Annotated in this window: 16 protein-coding genes; 13 read left to right on the forward strand and 3 right to left on the reverse strand. The window is 46.7% G+C overall.

Annotation, left to right across the window (positions count from 1 at the left end; translation table 11 throughout):
• Window positions 1-495: 495 nt before the first annotated feature.
• On the forward strand, window positions 496-4,395 hold the full coding sequence (locus M3152_RS02180) for a S8 family serine peptidase (protein WP_251693563.1): 3,900 nt from the start codon (window positions 496-498) through the stop codon (window positions 4,393-4,395).
• Between the two features lie 119 nt (window positions 4,396-4,514).
• On the opposite strand, the gene M3152_RS02185 is transcribed toward M3152_RS02180, so the two are convergent.
• Entirely contained in the window at window positions 4,515-6,002 is a 1,488-nt protein-coding gene (locus M3152_RS02185) for an MDR family MFS transporter (protein ID WP_251693564.1), read from the reverse strand.
• 228 nt (window positions 6,003-6,230) lie between these two features.
• On the opposite strand from M3152_RS02185, the gene M3152_RS02190 reads away from it, so the two are divergent.
• From M3152_RS02190 to panF, 6 genes are all read left to right on the forward strand, one after another.
• Window positions 6,231-6,836, forward strand: coding sequence for a 3'-5' exonuclease (locus tag M3152_RS02190; protein ID WP_251693565.1), 606 nt, complete (start codon window positions 6,231-6,233; stop codon window positions 6,834-6,836).
• 482 nt (window positions 6,837-7,318) lie between these two features.
• The gene (locus tag M3152_RS02195) at window positions 7,319-8,071 is read left to right on the forward strand and encodes a S16 family serine protease (RefSeq protein WP_251693566.1); all 753 of its coding nucleotides are present in this window, start codon (window positions 7,319-7,321) and stop codon (window positions 8,069-8,071) included.
• Window positions 8,072-8,503: 432 nt separating this feature from the next.
• Entirely contained in the window at window positions 8,504-9,475 is a 972-nt protein-coding gene (locus M3152_RS02200) for a nuclease-related domain-containing protein (protein WP_251693567.1), read from the forward strand.
• 153 nt (window positions 9,476-9,628) lie between these two features.
• On the forward strand, window positions 9,629-10,702 hold the full coding sequence (locus M3152_RS02205) for an S-layer homology domain-containing protein (protein WP_251693568.1): 1,074 nt from the start codon (window positions 9,629-9,631) through the stop codon (window positions 10,700-10,702).
• Between the two features lie 395 nt (window positions 10,703-11,097).
• Window positions 11,098-11,430 (forward strand): YhdT family protein, encoded by a 333-nt coding sequence (locus M3152_RS02210; RefSeq protein ID WP_251693569.1) that lies wholly within the window; start codon window positions 11,098-11,100, stop codon window positions 11,428-11,430.
• A complete protein-coding gene (panF, locus tag M3152_RS02215) occupies window positions 11,427-12,869 on the forward strand; it encodes a sodium/pantothenate symporter (RefSeq protein WP_251693570.1) in 1,443 nt (480 codons plus the stop codon). Before M3152_RS02210 ends, panF begins: the two co-directional genes overlap by 4 nt.
• Window positions 12,870-13,391: 522 nt before the next feature.
• Here panF and M3152_RS18145 read toward each other — a convergent pair.
• Window positions 13,392-13,499 (reverse strand): putative holin-like toxin, encoded by a 108-nt coding sequence (locus M3152_RS18145; protein WP_435371925.1) that lies wholly within the window; start codon window positions 13,497-13,499, stop codon window positions 13,392-13,394.
• A 296-nt stretch (window positions 13,500-13,795) separates the two neighbouring features.
• On the opposite strand from M3152_RS18145, the gene M3152_RS02220 reads away from it, so the two are divergent.
• The 3 genes from M3152_RS02220 (at window position 13,796) to M3152_RS02230 (ending at window position 16,027) form a co-directional block, all read left to right on the forward strand.
• On the forward strand, window positions 13,796-14,707 hold the full coding sequence (locus tag M3152_RS02220; protein WP_251693571.1) for a DMT family transporter: 912 nt from the start codon (window positions 13,796-13,798) through the stop codon (window positions 14,705-14,707).
• 299 nt (window positions 14,708-15,006) lie between these two features.
• Window positions 15,007-15,375 (forward strand): iron chaperone, encoded by a 369-nt coding sequence (locus M3152_RS02225; RefSeq protein WP_251693572.1) that lies wholly within the window; start codon window positions 15,007-15,009, stop codon window positions 15,373-15,375.
• 154 nt (window positions 15,376-15,529) lie between these two features.
• Window positions 15,530-16,027: a hypothetical protein gene (locus M3152_RS02230; protein ID WP_251693573.1), complete on the forward strand. Its 498-nt coding sequence runs from the start codon at window positions 15,530-15,532 to the stop codon at window positions 16,025-16,027.
• 480 nt (window positions 16,028-16,507) lie between these two features.
• On the opposite strand, the gene M3152_RS02235 is transcribed toward M3152_RS02230, so the two are convergent.
• Window positions 16,508-16,705 carry a hypothetical protein gene (locus tag M3152_RS02235; RefSeq protein WP_251693574.1) on the reverse strand — a complete coding sequence of 66 codons (198 nt, stop codon included), beginning with the start codon at window positions 16,703-16,705 and terminating at the stop codon, window positions 16,508-16,510.
• Between the two features lie 405 nt (window positions 16,706-17,110).
• Here M3152_RS02235 and M3152_RS02240 point away from each other — a divergent pair, with 405 nt between their 5' ends.
• The 3 genes from M3152_RS02240 to M3152_RS02250 all read left to right on the forward strand — a co-directional run bounded on the left by M3152_RS02240 (window position 17,111) and on the right by M3152_RS02250 (window position 23,061).
• A complete protein-coding gene (locus M3152_RS02240) occupies window positions 17,111-19,342 on the forward strand; it encodes a 5'-nucleotidase C-terminal domain-containing protein (protein WP_251693575.1) in 2,232 nt (743 codons plus the stop codon).
• Window positions 19,343-19,586: 244 nt separating this feature from the next.
• Window positions 19,587-21,092, forward strand: coding sequence for an N-acetylmuramoyl-L-alanine amidase (locus tag M3152_RS02245; RefSeq protein WP_251693576.1), 1,506 nt, complete (start codon window positions 19,587-19,589; stop codon window positions 21,090-21,092).
• Window positions 21,093-21,171: 79 nt separating this feature from the next.
• The gene (locus M3152_RS02250; protein WP_251693577.1) at window positions 21,172-23,061 is read left to right on the forward strand and encodes a S8 family peptidase; all 1,890 of its coding nucleotides are present in this window, start codon (window positions 21,172-21,174) and stop codon (window positions 23,059-23,061) included.
• Window positions 23,062-23,079 lie beyond the last annotated feature (18 nt).

The following is a 23,079-nucleotide window of genomic DNA, read 5'->3' on the forward strand; positions in this document are numbered from 1 at the left end:
ACGCATAAAACGTGAATTCCACGCATATCTCGTCGTATTCACGCATAAATCAAACCCTAATTGGTCAAAAGCATCCATCGCGACAACCAACATCCTAAGAATCACGCATAAACTCCGCGAAACACGCATAAATCGTAAACTCCACGCATAAATCGGCATATTCACGCAAAAATCTCGCTACGCACGCATAAATCCGGAAACTCACGCATAATCCGCTGCATATACGCATAAATGAATCGCACTGTCCAATAGATTACCAATGAAATGGGAAAATACCGATTCGATAAGCATGGACAAGCAACTTAGCTAAATACTCATACTTCCAACTTAACCCATAAATCTTCCGCACTACCCACATCCAGAAACATCCATACCAATAGAACGATTTTTCTGAAGTTTCGCCATCCGAAGCAACAATCACTATTTTCAAATAAATCTCACTATGATATCGTTTAATGGCAGTAATCTACCAAACTACTAAGGGGGAATAGGCATTTGAAGAATCATAATTACACAAAGCTGTTCAGCACATTTTTGGCACTCATTCTCGTGCTCTCCATGCTCACGCCATTCACAGCATCCGCCTACACGGATCCTGAAAGCGCTGCAGAAACAGCTCAAACACTAAAAGCATTCAAAGAGAACCTCCAAGATGAAAGCATCATGCAGCAAAAAGCCGCAATCGCCGAACAGCTCAACCTGCTCGGGGATGAAGCGAAACTGCATGAAAAGCTCCAAATCGTTAAAGGGAACCAACAAGTCCCTGTCATCATCCACCTATCCGAAAAATCAGTAGGGCTCCAAAAAGGAATCCATAAACTAGCTGGAAAATCATTCTCCAACGCGCAAGCACAACAAGCGAAATCCAAAGTGCGCAACCAGCAAGCTGCCGTCAAAAAAGAAATGGCAATCAAAGGCATCAAATTTAACGAAGGTTTCTCCTATGACACCGTACTCAACGGGATGTCCGGAACCGTCAAAGCCGATGACCTTCCGAAACTCCTTGAAGTGAACGGCGTTACACTCGTCGAACCAGACACAATCGTCCACGCTTTCGACAATGGAAAAGACCTAAAAAAACCAGCTCCATCCGAGTCGAAACTTGAAGAGAAGGCTAAAGATGGACATGTCAGCCCTGCCATGGACACAAGCATCGGATTCCTCGGAATCGAAGCACTCTGGGCTGAAGGCTATGAAGGACAAGGCATCAAAGTCGCCGTCCTCGACACAGGAATCGACGCCGACCACCCGGACTTCCAAGGCATCTACAAAGGCGGCAAAAATTTCATTCCGAACAGCAGCACATACACACGTCCACGCGCGGATGACGACGCATCCGAAACGTCACCTGTAGAACGTCCGGCCGGCACGCCAGAATTCAACGCTAACGGCAGCGCATTCTACACATCTCACGGCACACACGTCGCAGGCACAATCGCCGCAATCGGCAACAACGAATACGGCATTAAAGGAATCGCACCGAAAGTCGACCTTTACGCATACCGCGTACTCGGCGCTTACGGCAGCGGAGCAACCTCCGGTATCGTCGCGGCAATCGACACTGCAGTCATCGAAGGCATGGATGTCATCAACCTTTCACTAGGCGGCGGCTCCAACACTGAAACAGACGCTGGATCATTCGCCATCAACAACGCAATGCTTGCAGGAACAATCTCAGTCGTCGCAACAGGCAACTCCGGTCCGAACCGCGGAACGATGGGCACTCCAGCAACAGCCCGTCTCGGCATCGCAGTCGGCAACACGACAAACCCTGAAGCACACAACTTCGGCGATGTAAACATCAACGCCGGCAGCTACAATCTATCAAAAACACTTAACCTAATGGGCACAACATACGGCGCGAACCTCGACACACAACTTGCCGGTGAATACAGCCTTGTTGCAATCCCTGGAGTCGGAAAACCAACCGACTACACTGGACTTGACGTAAACGGCAAAGTCGCACTCGTCTCACGCGGCGAAATCGCATTCGTCGACAAAATCGCAGCTGCGAAAGCAAACGGCGCAATCGCCATCATCGTCCACAACTTCGCAGGCGGAACAGGCGCACCTGGCCCGTCCGGCACATTCCTTGGAGACGCATTCGAATTCATCCCGACATTCGACATGTCCCAAACGGACGGCGAAGCAATCCGTGCAGCACTAGCACAATCAGCAGGCACAATTTCATTCAGCAACTTCAACAAAACAATGACAGCAGGCGACGAAGTGAACAACTCTAGCTCACGCGGACCGTCCACACCGAACTTCGACATCAAACCTGACGTCACAGCACCGGGCACGAACATCATGTCCACAATCCCGATGTACAAAGCGGACTTCCCGGGAGCTAATTACGAACAAGCCTTCACGCGTAAAACGGGAACTTCCATGGCCACACCACATATTGCTGGAATCGCGGCGCTAGTGAAACAAGCGAATCCGAATTGGGACGCATTCGACGTAAAAGTCGCACTGTCCAATACAGCCAAGGTCCTTGACACTGGCAAGTACGACGTATTCGCGCAAGGAGCAGGCCGCGTACAGGCTTACGCTGCAGCGCACCCTGAAATCCTTGCCTATGCAATCGACACCGCAAACAATGACGGACAAACAGTTGAGAACAAAAAAGGGACAGTGACATTCGGTCCTCAAAAATTGGATAAAAATATTTCCGTTACGAAACAAGTTGTAGTGAAAAACGTAAACGGCAACGGCGGCACATACAACGCTTCCGTACAAGTGACGAAAGGCTTCGGTGACGCCACTGTCACAATTGACAAGCCGACATTCACGTTATCCGGCGAGCAATTGCTCAACGTCACGTTGACAGCATCCGCTGCAAGCACGAAGACCGGCGATGAAATCCTCGGCTACATCAACATCGAAGGCGGAAGCACAACTGCATCATTGCCATTCGCAGCCGACTTCGGCGGGGCACCGGCAACTGCAATAAAAGACATCAGAATCTCTGAAACAGACCTAAGCTTCAACGGCGACGGCGTCAAGGACGAAGCGACACTCTCCTTCACACTTACAGGGGACGTTACAACGAACTACATTGAGCTTTGGGACATCATGAACCCTGAAGGTGGAGAATACGGAGACGGCTATATCGGCTATCTGCACGCTGGCTCTGCACTAGGGGCAGGCTCATACACGTTAGGAATCAAAGGACTATACAAACCATGGGGCACCGCTCCTCAAACAACGATTCCGGACGGACTTTACACCATTGATTTCACGGCATTGTCAACAGCAGGCATCATCGGTGACTTCGTAGGACCGGTCGTCGTCAAATCCACAGCAGGTACAATCGAAGGAGCGGTCGAAGGCACAACAGCTACAGGCCAAATCGATGACGCCTATATTCAATACCAAGAGGAATTAATTTGGTACGGCATGGGCTACGACATCAATACAAAACTAAAAGCATCTTACGAAGTATTGAAAGGTGAAGAAGTCGTTGCATCCGGCCCAGTCAAGCTTGAGCAGGACGGCACATTCACTTTCGACCTTCCTGAACTCAGCAAAAAAGACAACTCGGTCAAAGTGAAATATGAAGACGCAGCTGGCAATAAAGCCGAAGCGATCATCTACAACGCTGGCGACCAAGTGGACGATGAAGTTGCATACTCCGTCAACCACGAATCACTAACGCTTAAAGTCGGCGCATCGGAGCAATTGACAGTAACCGAAACAACGACAAAAGCGGACGGAACGACACAAGTGAAAGACGTCACGGTTGACGCAACATTCACTTCTGCGGATGTAAGCGTAGCGACAGTCGAAAACGGCAACGTCACTGCAATTGCAGCAGGCACGACTGAAATCACAGTGACATACAGAGACTTCACGGCAACAGTGGCAGTCACAGTCACAGCTGTTGAAGAGCCGCAGCCAGAGCCGGGCAACAGCTTCGTCGTCACGGAAGAAATGCTAGCACAATCGAGCGGTACGATTGTTCTGGATGTGTCTTCAATACAAGGGGAAGTAGACATCGAAATCAACGCTTCCGTTTTGAAGGCAATGCAAAAGAGAGAAGTCGTTATCCAAAAAGATGGTGCGGTATTTACGCTCCATAAAAATATATTGAAGGCTTTGAGCGGCGACGTAACGATTTCAGTAGCAAGAAATGACGCTTCAGCAGTAGCCAACGCCGTTTCCGATATCTACTCAATCACGCTTTGGAACGGAATTGGGGAAGCGAAACAACAAGTTACAAGCCTTGGTCATTCAATTGAAGTGGCCATGCCTGTCAGCACGAACAGCAAGCAAGTCAGAGTTATCAACGCAATCACATTTACAGAAGTTAGCAAAAACGCAAACGTCAAAAACGGCAAAGTCAACTTCTCAACAAACACTGGCGGCAGTTTCGTAGCCATCAGCAAATAATCAAAACGAGCCTTTCCGTGTCTCGGAAAGGCTCGTTTTTTAAACCTCTTATAATCACAAAAAGACTGCCGCAGAATGTAGATACATCAACATTCCGGACAGTCCCAAATAAAATCTACTTATTCTGCCTGCTCGCTCGGTAGATCTTCCTCCACCTCAGGCTTCGCACGATAAACCAAGAAAGCCAAAACAACTGCGACGATCGACATCAAAAAAGCGATAAAATAAACAAGTTCAACGCCTGCCACCATCGCGAAATCGATTGTCATTGGATCTTCAGGCGTGGCGGAGCCTTCCAAAACCTTCATCTGCCTAGCATTCAAAATGCTTATAAATACAGAAACGCCAATTGCTCCTCCAACCGGCTGCAACGTCGACATGACTGCAGTTCCATGGGGATACAACCGCTTCGGCAACTGGTTCAATCCATTCGTCTCCGCAGGCATCATGATTGCCGACACCGTTAGCATGATCAAAATATACCCGACGACAACGACCCAAACAGGCGTGTCGACTGTAAGTCTGCTCATCATGAACATCGTTCCGCTCAACACAATCGTTGCCGGAATCATCAAGACACGCGGTCCGAATTTATCAAAGAGAGCGCCCATGAACGGCGACATCGCCCCGTTCAAAATGCTTCCTGGCAACAGGACCAACCCTGCAGTGGCAGCCGTCAAAGCCAAAGGACCTTGCATATAGATCGGCAAAATGATTTCCGACGCAAACATCGCCATGATGATGATCAAAAACATGAGGACTGCATGCGTATACATCGGATAGCGGAATACCCGCAAATCCATGACCGGCTCATCCAATTTCAATTGACGAAGCACAAATAGGACGACGCCAATAACACCGACAATCAATGCGGACAGCACATTCACACTAGCAAATCCATCCGCACTTTCTCCGACAGAACTAAAACCGTAAACGATCCCCCCGAAGCCAAGTGTCGAAAGCACCAACGAAATGACGTCAATCTTCGGTTTCGTCACTTCCGACACATTCACTAAATGCTTGTAACCAAACGCAATAGAAAACAAAGCAAACGGAATGACGAGGATAAATAAATAACGCCAGCCGAAATACTCAACGATTACTCCGGAAAGTGTCGGCCCGATCGCCGGTGCAAACATGATGACAAGGCCAATCAATCCCATCACCTTTCCGCGACGTTCCGGTGGGTAAATCAATAAGAAAACATTGAAAATGATTGGCATCAGCAAACCGGTTCCAACCGCCTGGATCAACCGTCCGACAAGCAGAATGGAAAATGTCGGGGCGGAGGCACTCACAATGGTCCCAATCGTAAAGACCGTCATCGTGCCAAGAAACAATTGCCGCGTCGTGAACCATTGTAAAAGCAACGCAGATATCGGAATGACGATCGCCATCACAAGCATGAAGCCCGTCGCCATCCATTGCACAGTCGGCAACGATATTGAAAACTCATCCATAAGCGTAATAAGGGCGATATTCAATAATGTTTCATTTAAAATCGCAAAAAAAGCACCGATGATGAGTGAGAGCATGATCGGAATGACTTTTACATTCGGATTATCCGCCAAATACTCATATTTCTTCGGTTCCACAGTGTCCTGCATAAAAAAACTCCTCTCGTCTACCTAAATATTATTAGCATTCTTCCGTGAAAGTAGTCGAAAAGAAGCTTCAAAATAAGAGGACAATAATAACATGCCAGTAGGCACTTTGCAATGCATTAAAGGGATTACCCACTCAAAACCAAAATAATAGTTTAATAGTCTAAATAAGGTGTAATATATAGTAATAGAAATGAAACACTCGAGAAAAATAAAGGATGTGCATCCAAGATGAGCCCAAATCGTAAAGCCGCACAGCTGCTGCAGACCAAGACGGACATCCAAAATTGGGGCGCACGCCGCGCTTCCAGGGTCAAGAAATATAAAACAACTTCCAGGTACGTCAAAGATTACATCGTCCTCGACTTCGAAACGACAGGCTTCCGCGCTGGCGCCGACCGCATCATCCAGATCGGCGCCCTTAAATACATCAATCACGAACAGATTGAATTCATCAACACATTCATTAACCCGGAGCGACACATTCCAATCACCATCACCCGACTCACAGGCATCACGAACGAAATGGTCCAATTTGCACCGACAATCGAACAAAAAATCGATGAACTCATCGAATTCATCGACGACCTTCCCATCGTCGCCCACAACGCCAGCTTCGACATGGGCTTCCTATATGCCCTCGACAACCTCGAAGGCATCAAGATTCCCGAATACACCGTCATCGACACCGTCAAACTGGCACGCAAAGCCATCACAGAAACGCCGAACCACAAACTCGGCACCCTGGCCAAGCACCTCCAACTCGAACACGACGCCCACGACGCAATCGGCGACTGCCTAGCCACCGCCGCCATCTACCAATACTGCACCCAGTAAACCGCCAAAACTGGCGGTTTTTTAAATGAATAGCGCATAAACAGCTCCAGAAACTCATAAATCTCCACAAACGCGCATAAATCCAATAACTCACGCATAACTAGCTCCAGAAACGCATAAATGCCTGCAATCACGCATAAACGCATCCAAACGCGCATAACGCCCGCAATCAACCCCTTAATTTGTCAAAACCATCCAGCGCGAGAGGGGATAGTGAACGACAAACAACACCCCGCGATCTCTGTCGGAGTATTCAAATGAATATACGTAAGTGATAATATGAAATAGATGGAAAACAAAACAGGTTTGGGAAAGGAACTATGAAGTTGAAAAAGCAGGATAAATCACTAGACCGCTCGACCAAGCTGTTGGCATTTGTGTATAGCATTTTCATAGTAGTCCCGATCTATTGGATACTCGGCAATGCATATTACATGGATTATCTATACGGTTTTCTATACTTAGGGGCATTAGTTGGGCTCATGATTATTGCAGCTATCGCATTAATTATTTTCCGGAAAGATAAGTTTAAGAGCCTTATAGCCTTTTTGGTAATTGTAGTACTGTCTCTCTTTTTCGGTTATGAATCGCCACTCCTGGATTATGAGAGTAATACCTATATTGCAGAAGTTTATAGAGAGCCAGAGGAAATTATACAAAATTCCGGGATATATATCTTGGCGATAGGCCTTAACGATATTCATTACGTGGAGGAGAAAATGGTTAGGGATATTTACGAAAGAGATGGTATTCAACTATTCGATTTGTATAAAATTAAAAATCGAGATAGATATAATAGTAAATCAAAAGAAATAATACGGTTTTTAGGATTTGGCAAAGAGCAATTTCACGTAATGGGGGAGAATGTAAAAGGTTTTATTCGGGAAGATATTACAGTTATTAATGAGTTTCTAAATCGTGAAAATCTCCGTGGAGATAGTGCCGGTCTCGCGTTAGGACTTTCGGCAATGGTCCATCAAAGCAACTTGCATAACCGTATTCCACTCGGCGTCACGGGAACGTTAGAACCTAATGGGGATGTCAATGAAGTGGGCGGAATAGCAGGAAAGTTGATGATCTCGGAACAAAACGGTTTTCCGTATATCATCGTTCCGTATGCAAATAGGGAAGAAGCGAAAACCATAAAAGCACAAGAAAATCTAGCAATTGAAATCATACCTGTTCATCATATTGATGAAGCAGTAATGGCGATTAAGGAACTTAACGACCGATGACAATCATATAAAAAACATTAATTTGTAAAATCATTCAGCGCGAGCCGGGGCCACACTAATCAAGCAACTCACCACGTCCAATACGACTCGCGCATAAATCCGTAGAATCACTCATAAATCCCTCCAAAAGCGCATAAATGAAGATATCCACGCATAAATCCCACCAGACACGCATAATTCCTCCGAAAAGCGCATAACCGCCTCCAAGCACGCATAAACTCCAAAATTCACGCATAACCCAAAAAATCTCCGCATAATCTCCCGCATCCACGCATAAACTCTATCAATCAAACTAGCAAAATACATTTTCAACCCGCGAAATCAGCTCGAAATCCAATTTCAAACGCCGAAAACGGCCCAAAACGCAATCTTCATCCAAAGTATTCCATTCGTGCACTAAGCAAGCTAAACTAAACATGAGGTGATGAAAAATTGATCTACAAAAAACGGACAATGCCAAACGAACTGAAAGCACTCATATCCTTGGACAAACGCCTGCCGAACAATCACGCTAAAAAGAACGCCGTCCAAAAGAACCTGCACATCTACCAAGCAGGCTACAACGGCGAGCTAGAATACGACACCTACATCAAAGAATTCCAACCGGACTACCCGCACGCCATACTCCACGACCTCTACCTGCAGCAAGACGGCGCCTATTTCCAAATCGACTCGCTGCTCATCACGCCATCATCAATCACCATCGTCGAAGTGAAAAACCACAAAGACAAAACGGTCATCAAAGCGAATCCGACCCAATTCATCCGCGTGTTCCAAAACGGCGACCGGAGACCGATGCGCAATCCATACACCGAAATCGACCGGAAAATCCATCTGCTCAATAACTGGCTCGACAATCGAAACATCCAAATACCCATCGACGGCATCCTCACATTCGCACACACCAACGAACTCGCCATCGAACACCCGTCACCCGAAATGAAAACAATGCTCACATACGAAGCACCCGCTCATTTCCGTTCATTGCCCGTGAATGAACACATTCTCGATGGACACGCAGTCCATAACCTTGCGCTCGCCTTACTCGAACACCATAAAGACTACAATCCATTCCCGCTCGCCGATCTATACGACATTAACCCGGCTGACATCGCACCTGGCGTCATCTGCCCAACATGCGACCGACCAGGCATGCAGTGGGGGAGGGAAAAGTGGAACTGCCAATCATGCGGCCACGCCGGAAAAAACGAACACCTTCAAACCGTCCAAGACTGGTTCATGCTCATCAAACCGAAAATGACAAACCGCGAATTCCGCTACTTCACCCAGCTCAACAACCGCAACGTCGCCCGCAGCCTTCTCGCAAAATCTGGCCTGCAACTCATCGGCGAACGGAAAGCTGCACATTATGTATTAATGAAAGAAAAATCTCCAACCCACTAATAAAACGCTCCCACATCGGAGCGTTTTTTTCAAACCCATTACTAGGATCGTAACTTATCTTTCAATTTTCGCAACTTTTGCTATTCAACTAGTAATCTGTTAAAGTGGCAGGTACATACACTCTGGAAACCTATTAAACGGGGAGAAAATACTATGAAAAAATGGCTAACAACTCTACTATTTACAATACTACTAGTCAGTGCATCATCAAATTCAGTGTCTGCCGCTACCTTTAAAGACGTTCTCCAAGATTATTGGGCCTACCCTCAGATTGAGGAACTTTATACGAAAGGCATCATTGACGGGTATAGGGATGACAGTTTTAAACCAGGGCAGCCTGTGACACGTGGACAAGCTGCAAAAATCATCGGAAGGGCAATGAAGTTAACCCCTTCCGAAGGCTTTACTCCTAACTTCACGGACGTTCCGCACTCCCATTTCGCATATAAAGAGATTCGGGCACTCGCAGAAAAGGGAATAATCGCAAATACAAGTAGATTCAACCCTGATTCCCCGCTAACACGCAGTCAAATGGCGAAAATACTAGTCGAAGGTTTCAAGTTGATTGTTGATGATAACAATCAGGTCCAATTCATAGATGTGCCAAAGGATTATTGGCATGGCTATATTATTACACTAGCTGAAACCGAAATTTCTAAAGGGGTTTCAGCATCTCGCTTCGACCCGCACGGCATTGTCACCCGGGCACAACTTTCAGCTTTCACGGGTCGCGCACTTGAATTTGATGCAAAACGGGAAGTTGGCACGATTTATTACGATAACAGGCGAAAAATGTATATCGATACATCAAAACCGGAACCGTTCCCATCCGTTATTGACGTGTCGAAGAACGCTATGGAAACAATCAATCTTGTCAATAAAGAAAGAATGAGCAAAGGGGTCAATGAACTATCACATGACTTGGACCTAAGCAAAATCGCGCAAATCAAAGCAGAAGACATGGCAAAGCTAGGATACTTCGAACACAAATCCCCAACCTATGGAACCGTCGGGGAAATGCTAGCCACATTCAAGTATACATGGACCTCATATGGAGAGAACATCGCTAAGGGGTATGGAACACCAAAAGGAGCAGTCGATGGCTGGATTAACTCGCCCGGCCATTACAAGAATATGATGAATACAACATTCACCAATATCGGCTCAGGCCACGCGACTTCCGGTGACGGTACCACATACTGGGTTCACCTTTTCTCCAAAAAATAAATGACGAAAACCCACGGATTCCTGTGATTCGTGGGTTTTTGAACTAAACGGCCACAAGACAAAACCCCTTAAATTGTCAAAACCATTCCAGCGCGATTCACACTCCTATTTATATAGAAGAAACTCCGCGCACCTCCCTTAAAGCCGCATAAACTCCTCCAAAAACGCATAAACGCCATCAAAAGTCCATAATCTCCCGCACTCACGCATAAATCCGCCGAATCACGCATAACCGCCGCCATCCTCGCATAAATCCCATAACTCACGCATAACCGCTCGCCCCCGCCCTCCCAATATCTATCAATCTCCAATTACCCCCTCCCTAAAACAAGGAAATCCTGTATAATCAACCTCAAAGACCTAAATCGAACTCCAAATAGAAAGGAGCACCTAAAATGCCCGCCAAACAAACGCCGCCCGATCAATATAAGCCGGACCCGCGCTTCAAAATCGCGCACAAAGAAGCACTCATCGGCGTCGCACTCGCAATCTTCAACTTCATCTGGTGGTACGGCTTCGCCTACGGACTCGGCTCCCGCCCACCCGAAGAATATACATACATCCTCGGCCTGCCCGACTGGTTCTTCTACAGCTGCGTCGTCGGCTTCATCCTAATGTCCGTCATCGTCATCATCATCACGAAATACGTCCTGAAAGAAGTCCCGCTCGACGCGGACCCATACGCGGACCCGAACGTAACACCAAAGGAGGAATCACCGACAAAATGAACATCCAAGTCATCATCCCGCTCGTAATCTTCCTGATCGCGATCTTCGCCATCGGCTTCATCGCGTCAAAACAGATGACCTCAACCGGCGGATTCCTTCAAGAATACTTCCTCGGAGGACGCGAACTCGGCGGCTTCGTACTCGCCATGACAATGGTCGCCACATACGGCAGCGCATCCAGCTTCCTCGGAGGACCCGGAACCGCCTACACAGTCGGCTTCGGCTGGATCCTGCTCGCCATGACCCAAGTCGTCACCGGCTATTTCGTCCTGCTCATCCTCGGGAAAAAATTCGCAATCCTCGGCCGCAAATATAACGCCGTCACGATGATCGACTTCCTGAAGGCTCGCTACAACAGCCCGGCGGTCGCAATCCTATCAGCCATCGCCATCATCATTTTCCTATTCTCCGCCATGACCGCACAATGGGTCGGCGGGGGACGGCTCATCGAATCGCTCACCGGGCTCCAGTACACGACGGCGCTCTTCATCTTCGCGATCTCCGTACTCGTCTACGTCACGATCGGCGGATTCCGCGCCGTCGCACTGACCGACGCCGTCCAAGGAGCGATCATGGTCGTCGGCACACTCATCCTGCTCATCGGCGTCATCATTGCCGGCGGGGGAGTCCCGGCCATCATGCAGGATTTATTGAATGAAAACCCGAGACTCGTCACGCCATTCGGAGCGGACGGAACCCTCACCGCGGCATACGTATCCTCCTTCTGGATACTTGTCGGCGTCGGCGTCGTCGGACTCCCGCAAATGGCCATCCGCGCTATGAGCTACAAAAGCTCCCGCGCCATGCACCGGGCACTCGTCATCGGCACAATCGTGACCGGCTTCATCATGCTCAACATGCACCTGATCGGCGTCTTCGCAAGACCCGTCATGCCGGGAATCGATGTAGGGGACAAAGTCATTCCGTTAATCGCGCTCGAAGTATTGCCCCCGTGGCTCGCGGGCATCGTCCTCGCGGCACCGATGGCGGCCATCATGTCGACGGTCGACTCGCTGTTGCTACTCGTCAGCTCAGCAATCGTCAAAGACGTCTACCTGAACTTCATCAAACCGGAAGCAAGCGAAAAACGTGTCAAAATCATGAGCTTCGGTGTCACGGGCATCCTAGGAATCATCGTCTTCCTGCTCGCCCTTCAGCCGCCCGACCTGCTCATCTTCCTGAACCTATTCGCATTCGGAGGACTCGAAGCCGCCTTCATCTGGCCAATCGTCCTCGGGCTCTACTGGAAATACGGCAATAAGCACGGCGCAATACTAAGCATGATCACGGGCATTGCAAGCTACATTGCAATCCACTTCTACAACGCGTCTTACGGCAACCTACTCGGCGTCCACACAGTCACGATCCCCGTCGTCCTGTCCCTGATCGCCTACATCATCGGCTCCCTCGCCATCCAGCGAAAAGCCTTCAGATTCTAAATGAAAAGCGGACTCCCATAACCGAGAGTCCGCTTTCCCATCTCAAAAACGCATAAACTGAAAAACTCACGCATAAATACGCCTACATACGCATAATATCGAATTCTTACGCATAAATCTCCCTATACACGCATAAACGCCGGCAAACGCGCATAAACTCTTACAATCACGCATAACGCCTACAACCAACCCCTAATTTGTCAAAACCATTTGGCGCGGACAGAGAAGGGCAGTTCCTCACGAGTCACCCGCGATTGCTGTAGAATAATTTATTAAGACCCTGGGCTTTGCCCAGACCTGCGGAATGGTATTTATTTGAGAATTGAAGAGAACAGGATAGATCTGAAAAGTGAAATCCCCTTATACATATGCTACACTTAACATATACTAAAAAAGACTGAGCGTCGCATAACGCCCAGTCAATTTAATAATTGCAGCTGACATCCGCAAGAAGTGCGGTTGACCAGATTGCGAAAGTGAAATAGTAACCACCTTGCTTACTTGTCGGTTAGCGGAGGGTGGTTACTTTCTTTTGGTGAACAATGCAATCGTCGCAATCACAGCCGTAGCCCAGAGTGCGTGCAATATACCTAACTGCACAAGGATATTCATTGTTTCGTAAGTCACCATATATGATCACCCCCCTTCGCAAGGGAGTGCCAACCATCCATCCGCTAAATGCCGCTGCAACTTATATTCTATCATTCTACTGCAGCGAAAGCGAACTAATATTCCCATAATTTTAGATGCCGATAATCTTCCTTATGCAACTAAATATCCCTGCAATCCACCATATGTGTACCTTCGCGTGAACCCACCAGAAACGCATAAAAACCGCCATTCGCGCGTAATCCCAAAAACTCACGCATAACCCCATCCATATGCTAAACTAGACTCTATCGAAACCTAGAAAGAAGGCAACCAACATGTGGAAACTCTACACACTCCTCACCATCACCATGCTCCTCTGGGGCGCCAACCTCCCCATGCTCAAATACATGCTCACCTTCATGCATCCCGTCACCATGACCGCACTCCGCGTCCTAACAGCAGGCATCACCGTATTCATCATCCTCGGAGCCCTCAAAATCCTCCGACTCCCAACCAAAAAAGAATGGACATACATAATCGGCGGAGCCGCACTCAACGTCGTCCTCCACCACTATTTCCTCAATATGGGCCTCTTCCGCACGACCGGCACCAACGCCAGCCTCATCCTCGGAACCGGCCCAGTCCTAACAGCAATATGCACAGCACTCATCCTGCGCAATTACCCGACCAGAATCCAATGGATCGGCGCAGCAGTAGGCTTCATCGGCATCGGATCCGTCGTCCTCGCAGGCGGAGACAGCTTCACCGGCCTCAAACTCGGCGACGCATTCATCTTCTTCGCCATCCTTGCACAAGTCCTTTCCTTTTTGGTAATCGCTAAGGCAGCAAGGACGCTTGACCCAAGGGTTCTCACCGCGTACATGCTAACTGTCGGAAGCCTCTTGCTGTTCGTCATCAGCTTCATCCAAGAGCCTGGCGAACTCGTCAAATTCACAACAGTCCCGCCTAGCTTCTGGGTCGTCTTCGCCGCAAGCGCCATTTTCGCAACGGCCGTAGGACATATGCTATACAACTATTCAGTCGGTCAAATCGGTCCAGCCAAAGCCGCGATTTTCATGAACCTGAACACATTATTCTCCCTAGTAGGCTCAGCCCTCTTCCTCGGAGAAATCATCACCGGCCGCCACCTGATTGGCTTCGTCCTAATCATCATCGGCGTCGTCCTAGGCTCCGGCGCGGCTGAAGATCTATGGAAGAAACGAAAATCCAAACCCGAGCCGTCCTAACGACGGCTCAATTCCGCATAAACACTTCCAAAAGTCCATAAACTCCTCTAAACACACATAAATTGCAAACTCCACGCATAACCGCCGCCATACACGCATAAGCCCACCCAGAAACGCATAAACTCCCAAATTCACGCATAACGTCTCCAACTCAACCCCTTTATTTGTCAAAACCATTAAGCGCGAGCAGGGGAGGTCAATATCAGTAAACTCCCGCGACCGCCACATCATTGCCAACCAACAAGACAAGCCTATATAATGCAATGTAGATAATCTAACTGAAAATAGGAGGTTTCCAAATGGAAGTATTCGCAGAATTTCTAACGAAAATCGATAACCCGGAACATCGGGCGAGAACCGAAGAAGTGTTAACGTGGGTAAAAACGAAATATCCCGAACTGACGCCAGTAATCAAATGGAACCAACCGATGTTCACCGATCACGGCACATACATCATCGGCTTCAGCGTATCCAAACAACATATGGCTGTATCCCCTGAAGAAGCAGGAGTCATCCACTTCTCCGACCAAATCGTGGAGGCCGGCTACAAGCACACCAAAATGCTAGTCCAATTCCCATGGAACCGTCCGTTCGATTTCGCATTACTCAAGAAAATGATCGACTATAACATCTCAGACAAAGCAGAATGCACAACCTTCTGGAGGTAACTATTAAAATTAAGTTTTTTCTTCAAAATAAACTTGAACGCCCGCACATAATTCCTGGATCTATCGTTCTACCCAAGTTAGCAAAACACTGATGCACCTTAGGTTTTTTGTCTTCCTTCACCAATTCAGGTATAATGCAGCAGGAGGGATAGTTATGAAAAAAATATTAATGATGATTATGGCTGCCGGAATTCTTACAGCATGCAGCGAAGAAGCGACAGAACCGAAGAAGCCGGAAGAAGAGTCGCAACAGATTGAAACAAACACCAATGAATCGGGAGTAAATCAAATAGACACATCTGTGTATGAATATGCATCAAATGTGGACATAACAGATGCACGTGAACTAAACAATCACATTACATTAATGATAGATATGAAGACCGATAACCCGGGAATGGCATTTCAACATGTACTCAACCAAACATATGACTTCATGCAACAATCGGACATAGAAGGCGCCGAGACGATCGGTATCAATGTCCGCGTCGATGGTAACAAAGTAGGAATGTTTACAGCCTACCCCGACAAATTCATTCCGAACGATGACGAGCCGATGTCCGATGCTGTATTAGCTGCATCTGAAATTCAAATGATGACGGAAGAAGTAGAGAAATTCGGCGAGACGATGGGATGGAAAAAGGATAACTAAACAACATGGGCACCCGAATAAGTCGGGTGCCATTTTAACTGGGAGTAAATCACATAGGCTTCTAAAAAACGACTTTTTTAGGTTAATTACATACGGAAAAACCTCTCAACCCAGTAAAACACCTTGCGTCCCCAACCACCAACGTATAATACAATCAACTAACCCAACTTCAGAATTAACTTGAGTCACAACTCACGAATTAAAAATGCATAAATCCTCGCAAACACACATAACAGTTTCCAAAAGCTCATCCTCGAATTACTCAAAAACGCGAAAACTCACGCATTACGCCTCCGTACGAACCCCCTAATTTGTCAAAACCATTCATCGCGACGAGCTGATGCTTATCACAAAATCCTCCCGCGACCTCTAAAAGATGTTTTTGAGAGATTCGACATAAGTAAATCTCATCTACAGTCTTCAACCATTCGTGCAAAAAGAAAAACGCCAGAAAATGGCGTTTAACATAATCATGATCATTTACCTTGATTGTTTCTTCATGTTATCTTTCAGGTTCTGTGCCGCATTTTTAGTCGCATCTACAGTCTTCATTGCAATATCTTCCGTTGTTTCCAAAGCATTATGAGCTGTCTCGAATGCGGATCCAGCTGTATTTTTAACGCCTTCCGCAACATTTTTATTATTTTGTTGGTTCTTACCATATTGTTGGTTAGCCATGACGATTCACCTCCTCAACAAGGATAGGATATGTGGTTTGTCATTATTTATCCGTACATAAAAGCGAAAAACGATTCAGAAAACCTATAACATGCATTTATACATGCTAAATCCAACGTTCTACAATAGAAACTCACGCATAAACCCGCCCAGAAACGCATAAACTCCAAAACTCACGCATAAATCCGCCCAGAAACGCATAAGCCCCCGAAGCAACCCCTAATTTGTCAAAACCATTCAGCGCGATCCGAAGTGTAGGGGACAACTCGAACTTCCCGCGTCCAACCCTCATTCACACCCCTCAAAAGTCTTTTTGCAAAATCTAACATTCCTCATAGTGCAATAATCGGAACAATGGTAAAATAGTTATGAATCTTTAAAAACATTGAAAGAGGGGGAAATAATTTGCGCAAACCAGTTCAAAGTAAAAAGTTTCTAGCAACATCGATCATCGCAGCAGCAGTCGTTACTGCGGCAGCAGTTCCGTCAGCTTCAGCCGCTACAGCTACATTTAAGGACGTATCAAAAAACTATCAAAATGCGGTAGATTTCTTGTACACACACGGCATCTCGAGAGGATACACACCTGACCAATTCGGCACGACAGATTCAGTCAAACGTGCGGATGCAGCAGTTCAGATCGCGACGGCACTCGGGTTTGATGCTAGCAAAACATATAAAGATGCTGGGTTCAAAGACGTGCCACTTCGAGCAAAATGGGCAGTCAATGCGCTTGTCGAAGCAGGAATCATCGATGGCCTGAATGCCAACGAATTCGGCTCGGACGAGTTATTGACACGTAACCAAATGGCAAAAGTGCTTGCAAATGCTGCAAATCTTTCAATCGATAATAATGTGAAGTCAACAAAATTCAAAGACGTCAATTCAAATTTCTCGAAATATGTCGAAGCACTTGTGAAGGCTGGCATCACACAAGGGAAGACAGATACAAACTTCGGAGCGTATGACAATGTCACTCGTGGGGAAATGGCATTGTTCCTGTTCCGCTCACAAGAGGGTCTTGGTTTCATCGACTTGATGGTCATGCATATGAACGATCATCACGCATATTTGGATCCGCTTCCTTATGTGTCGACAGTCGTCAATGAATTAAGAAGCAAACATAAGAACAATCTTCTCCTTCATGCCGGGGATGCATTCTCAGGCGACCTCTACTTCAACGCATTCCATGGGGCTGCTGACGTTGCGATGATGAACCAACTCGGTTTCGACGCAATGACATTCGGTAACCACGAGTTCGACTTGGGAAGCACGAAGGAAGGGCATCAAAAGCTTCAGGAATTCGTGAAAGCAGCGAAATTCCCGTTCGTCTCAGCAAACGTTGACTTCACGAAGGACAAGCTGTTCGACGGGCTGCAAACAAGAAAAGTATCAGACAACTATAAAGACGGTCATATCTATAACGGTATTGTCATCAATGTGAACGGTCAAAAAGTCGGCGTATTCGGTCTCACAACTGAAGAAACGCCTACCATTTCAAGCACAGGCGATGTGAAATTTGAAAACTATATCGACCGTGCAAAAGCTTCAGTAAAGGCATTCGAAGATCAGGGTGTTAACAAAATTATTGCACTCACACATATCGGATACGACGATTCACTCGTATGGGACAATGACCAAGAGCTTGCGAAACAAGTTGCAGGCATCGACATCATCGTCGGAGGACATACACACTCTTCCATCGGTGAACCAAAAGTCGTAAACGAAGGCAAAGGCGTGACAATCATCGTCCAAGCACATGAATACGCAAAAGCGCTCGGTACATTGGACGTTAAGTTCAACTCCAAAGGCGAAATCTATTCACACGCTGGAAAGTTGATCGCAACTGATCCTACCGTGAAAGACTTCCCGATTGCTGCGGACAAAGAAGCAGCGAAAGTATTGGAACCATTTACGGCGAAGGTGAATGAAATTAAAAAAACTTCCATCGGCGTTACTGCAAAAGCTCTGCTTGACGGAAAACGGGATTCCGATAATACAGGAGTTTCAAGCGTCCGCCATAATGAAACGAATCTAGGAAACTTAATGACTGACGCAATGCTTTGGAAAGCGAAGTCTATCAACGACAAGACGTCAATTGCAATCCAAAACGGGGGCGGCATCCGTACATCGATTGATGCTGGCGACATTACAAACGGAGATGTACTGAAAGTTATGCCATTCGGAAACGCATTGGCAATCGTAGAACTATCAGGTGCGGATCTTCTGAAGACACTTGAACATAGCGTAGGGGCAGATGCAATCGAAGGTGGAAAAGGATTGAAGGAAAACGGTGCATTCCTGCATGTTTCGGGCATGAAATTCACGTATGACAGCTCGAAAGCAAAAGGGGAGCGCGTCCAAACTGCTCAAGTACTTGAAGGCGGCAAATATGTGGATCTCGATAAAACAAAAACATATACTATCGCTACGAATTCATTCACTGCTAAAGGCGGAGACGGATTCGAACAACTTGGCAATGCATACAAAGCCGGCAAAGTATCCGAGCCAGGATTCGTAGACTATGAAAACTTCATAGAATATGTAAAGACCCTTGGAAAAGAGGTCAATCCAACTGTTGAAGGTCGCATCATCGACACAACTCTAGCAACACAACAAAACGGCTACAAAAAATAATAAGATGAAAATAGAAAATCCTGCTCCATTTCGACTGGAGCAGGGCTTTTTTGATATCTAGTCACCAATCTTTTATCCTAATCGCCTAAATGCGACCTATTACATCTCATTCCATACCCGTTCGGCACCCCTTTTAGACACAAAATCCCAAGAAATTTGAAATTAGTCCGAATGAAACATATTATTATCAGATTCGATATGGTAGACTAAGAGAAACATTTTCCACAAAGGAGTACAGTCTTAGATGAAAAAAATTGTTTTGTTTTTGTTGTCGCTTCTATTGATTTTTTCATTGGACCTTTTCACACCTAAATATGCCTCAGCTGCTTCCGGTTTTGTGGATATCCCTGCTACACATAGAGCATATACAGAGATTAGCTATCTTCAGCAAGGCAATATAACAACATTCGACATCCCAGGCAGATTTGACCCCGATGCACCTATGACACGGGCGCATGCCGCAGCGATGATCGGTAAAGCGGTCCAATTGCAAGGAGCCCCTGTCAATACTAGATTTCCGGATGTTCCAACCGATCACTTTGCGTCAGGATACATAGAAGACTCTGTGAATCGTGGCATCATTTTCGGATACAAACAGGAAGACGGAACATATTTGTACATGCCTGAAAAGCAATTGAAACGCGGAGAGATGGCTTTGCTCATCAGCAGGGCATTCGGTTACCAATCCGATACGACGAATGCAGCGGCACAAGAATTCATGGCCAAAGGTATTTCAGAAGGAATAGGTAAAGGGAACTTCGGTACCGAGGAGCTTATGAAACGTGGCGATTTCGCTGTATTCCTAGCCCGCGCCGTCAATGCTGATTTCCGTACGAAAAGCCAAGATATGACAGCCACATCAATGTATGTCGATGTAAATGAAGACACATCCCTCAACATGAGGACAGGCCCATCTGAAGGCTATGATGTAACAATGAAATTATTCAGTGGCTACCCGGTTGACATTACGTACACTGTTGGAAACTGGGTTTATGCAAAAGTTGGAAATGACTCTGGTTTCATTCATGGTGATTACCTATCCACCGATCAGCCTTCAATTAGTAATATCAAAGATCCGATTAGTGTCATCACTGGTCCCGTCACTGGTCCCATCAGTGGCAAAAAGCCTCTGAATCAACTGACGATCGTCATTGACCCGGGTCATGGCGGAAAAGATCCCGGAGCAGCTGGAAATGGTATGCGTGAAAAAGACATCGTCCTTGATATCTCGAAACGGATGAAAAACTATTTCCAAGGCACACCGATCAATATCAAGCTGACGCGGGAGACAGACGTTTTCCTTGAACTTTCACAGCGTGTTCAATTTGCACAGAGAAATAAGGCGGACTTATTTGTAAGTGTACATGCCAATGCATTTAACGGAAAAGCTTCCGGCATAGAGACATTCTATTACAGTGCTGCCCGTAATCCGAACGTGTCAGAATCCAAAGCCCTTTCAACGTATATCCAGAATAGGATGCTCGAAGCTTGGAATCTTCCAGATCGACGCGTCCAAAGCAAATCACTGCATGTCATCCGTGAAAATACGATGCCTGCAACATTGATTGAAGTCGGTTTCATCGACAATGCAAAAGATGCACAGTACATCAAATCTCCTGCACATCGTGAAACAATGGCAAAAGCAGTGTTTCTAGGGACTCTCGATTATCTGTATCACTATGAGGGTCGTTCAGAGGTATCGCCTCTTTACTCGAAATACAATGCGACCCCATCTAAAAAATATCATTAATAAGTAAATTAACAGCCCTACTGGAATTTCGTTCTAGAGGGCTTCTTTTATAGTTATTTTGAAGAGGACGGTGAAGGCAATGAAGAAATATATTACATCCATTGCAATCGCATTAACGCTTATATTCGCATTGCAACTCCAGACGATGGCTCAGGAGCAGCAGGGTGAGTATCTAATAAGCGGTGGAAAACAGGCCGAACTGATGGAGTATATGAAGGAAAGTGGCATGCACATCGAAAAAATGTATCCATCACTCGATATACTATCTGTCTCGCTATCAAGCGCCGAGCTCGCCAAGTTGGAAAAAGCATTTCCGAATATCGTAATCCAAAGCAACAGATCATATCAAAAAAGCACTGAAAAAGATCTTGCCTCCAGCACGCTGATCAACACCACAAGAGGCAGCACTTCCCCTTATACTGGTAAAGGCGTTAAGGTTGCAGTCCTTGATTCCGGAATCGACGTGAAACATCGTGACCTCCGTGTCAAAGGAGGTTATTGTTCCATGAAAACGGAATGCGCAATGGTCGTCTCCTATGACGATGACAATGGCCACGGGACCCATGTCGCGGGCGTCATAGCTGCACTGTCCAATCAGACGGGCATTGTAGGGATTGCCCCCTCCGTCGAACTTTATAGCATCAAGGCGCTTAATAGTTTCGGAGTCGGAACGACCAATAGTTTAATAGACGGAATCGATTGGGCGATGAAGCAAAAAATCGATATTCTGAATTTGAGCATTACAACAGACCAAGATGATCCCGCACTTGAAAAAGCGCTTCAAAAAGCATATGCACAAGGCGTCCTCATTGTCGCATCCGGCGGAAATAATGGCGACCAGGCGAATAGCACGGTCATGTACCCAGCAAAATATGATTCTGTTATCGCTGTAGCAGCAGTCAATGCTGACTTGACAAAGCTGAAAAATAGCGCGGTCGGAAAGGAAATTGAGATTGCAGCCCCTGGTGCGTCCATTTTCAGCACATACCCGATGAAATGGGATTTCGAGGACGGAAAAGCGGATGGCTATACGCGTCTTTCTGGGACATCTATGGCTACTGCGCATGTATCGGGTATCCTAGCACTCTATAAAGAACGATTTCCACACATGAATAATGACGAATTGCGCCAGCTGATTGCGAGAACTGCCAAGGACCTCGGAAAGGAAGGGAGAGATGACGTTTTTGGTCATGGCCTCATCCAATACAAACCTTCCTTTGATAATACGGTTGATTTTACAGTGCAATCGGAACCCGGTAAATTGACGCTTCAATATAGCGGAAACAAGGACGTTCAAATCGACGGAGCCAACGTTCTGCATCGAACTGATGGAAAGTGGGAGATCTATGGAGTCGCTGGTGATCTTGAAGTTCTGGTGAAGACAAAGATCGACCAAGGCGCAGTTTGGCAAGAAAAGAAGATATACAAAATGCCATCGCCTGTTTTCACGGATATGAACAACAGTCAACGATTTGCAGGTTCAATCGGATTCCTCACGTATAAAGGCCAATTGAAAGGCTTCCCGGGCGGCACAATCCGCCCTTACGAAAACATTACAAGAGCAGAGGCGGCAGCGATTATCGGCAGGGCGCTCGGTTATCCGGAAAAAGCTACGGCGGTTGCCTTTAAGGATGTCTCACCGACTTCTTTCGCCGGGGGCTATATTCAAGCTTTAAAGGAAGAAAAGATCCTTTCCGGATTCAAAGATGGGACATTCAAGCCCGAACAAAAAGTGACACGCGGTGAAATGGCAATTCTCATTTCAAACGCATTTAAGCTGAAATCAGATAATGTCAATAGATTCACAGACAGTCATCCTTCAATGGCTTCCTACAGCGCAGTGAATGCACTAGTCTCTGCCAAAATCACAAACGGCTACACAGATGGCACCTTTAAGCCGAATGACCAAATGAGCCGGGCGGATTTCGCAGTATTCCTGGCTAGGGTTCAAGAAGATGCATTCAAGTGAGAAATCGGGGGAATGAAA

This window comes from Sporosarcina luteola, from assembly GCF_023715245.1.
GTDB classification, from domain to species: Bacteria; Bacillota; Bacilli; order Bacillales_A; family Planococcaceae; genus Sporosarcina; species Sporosarcina luteola_C.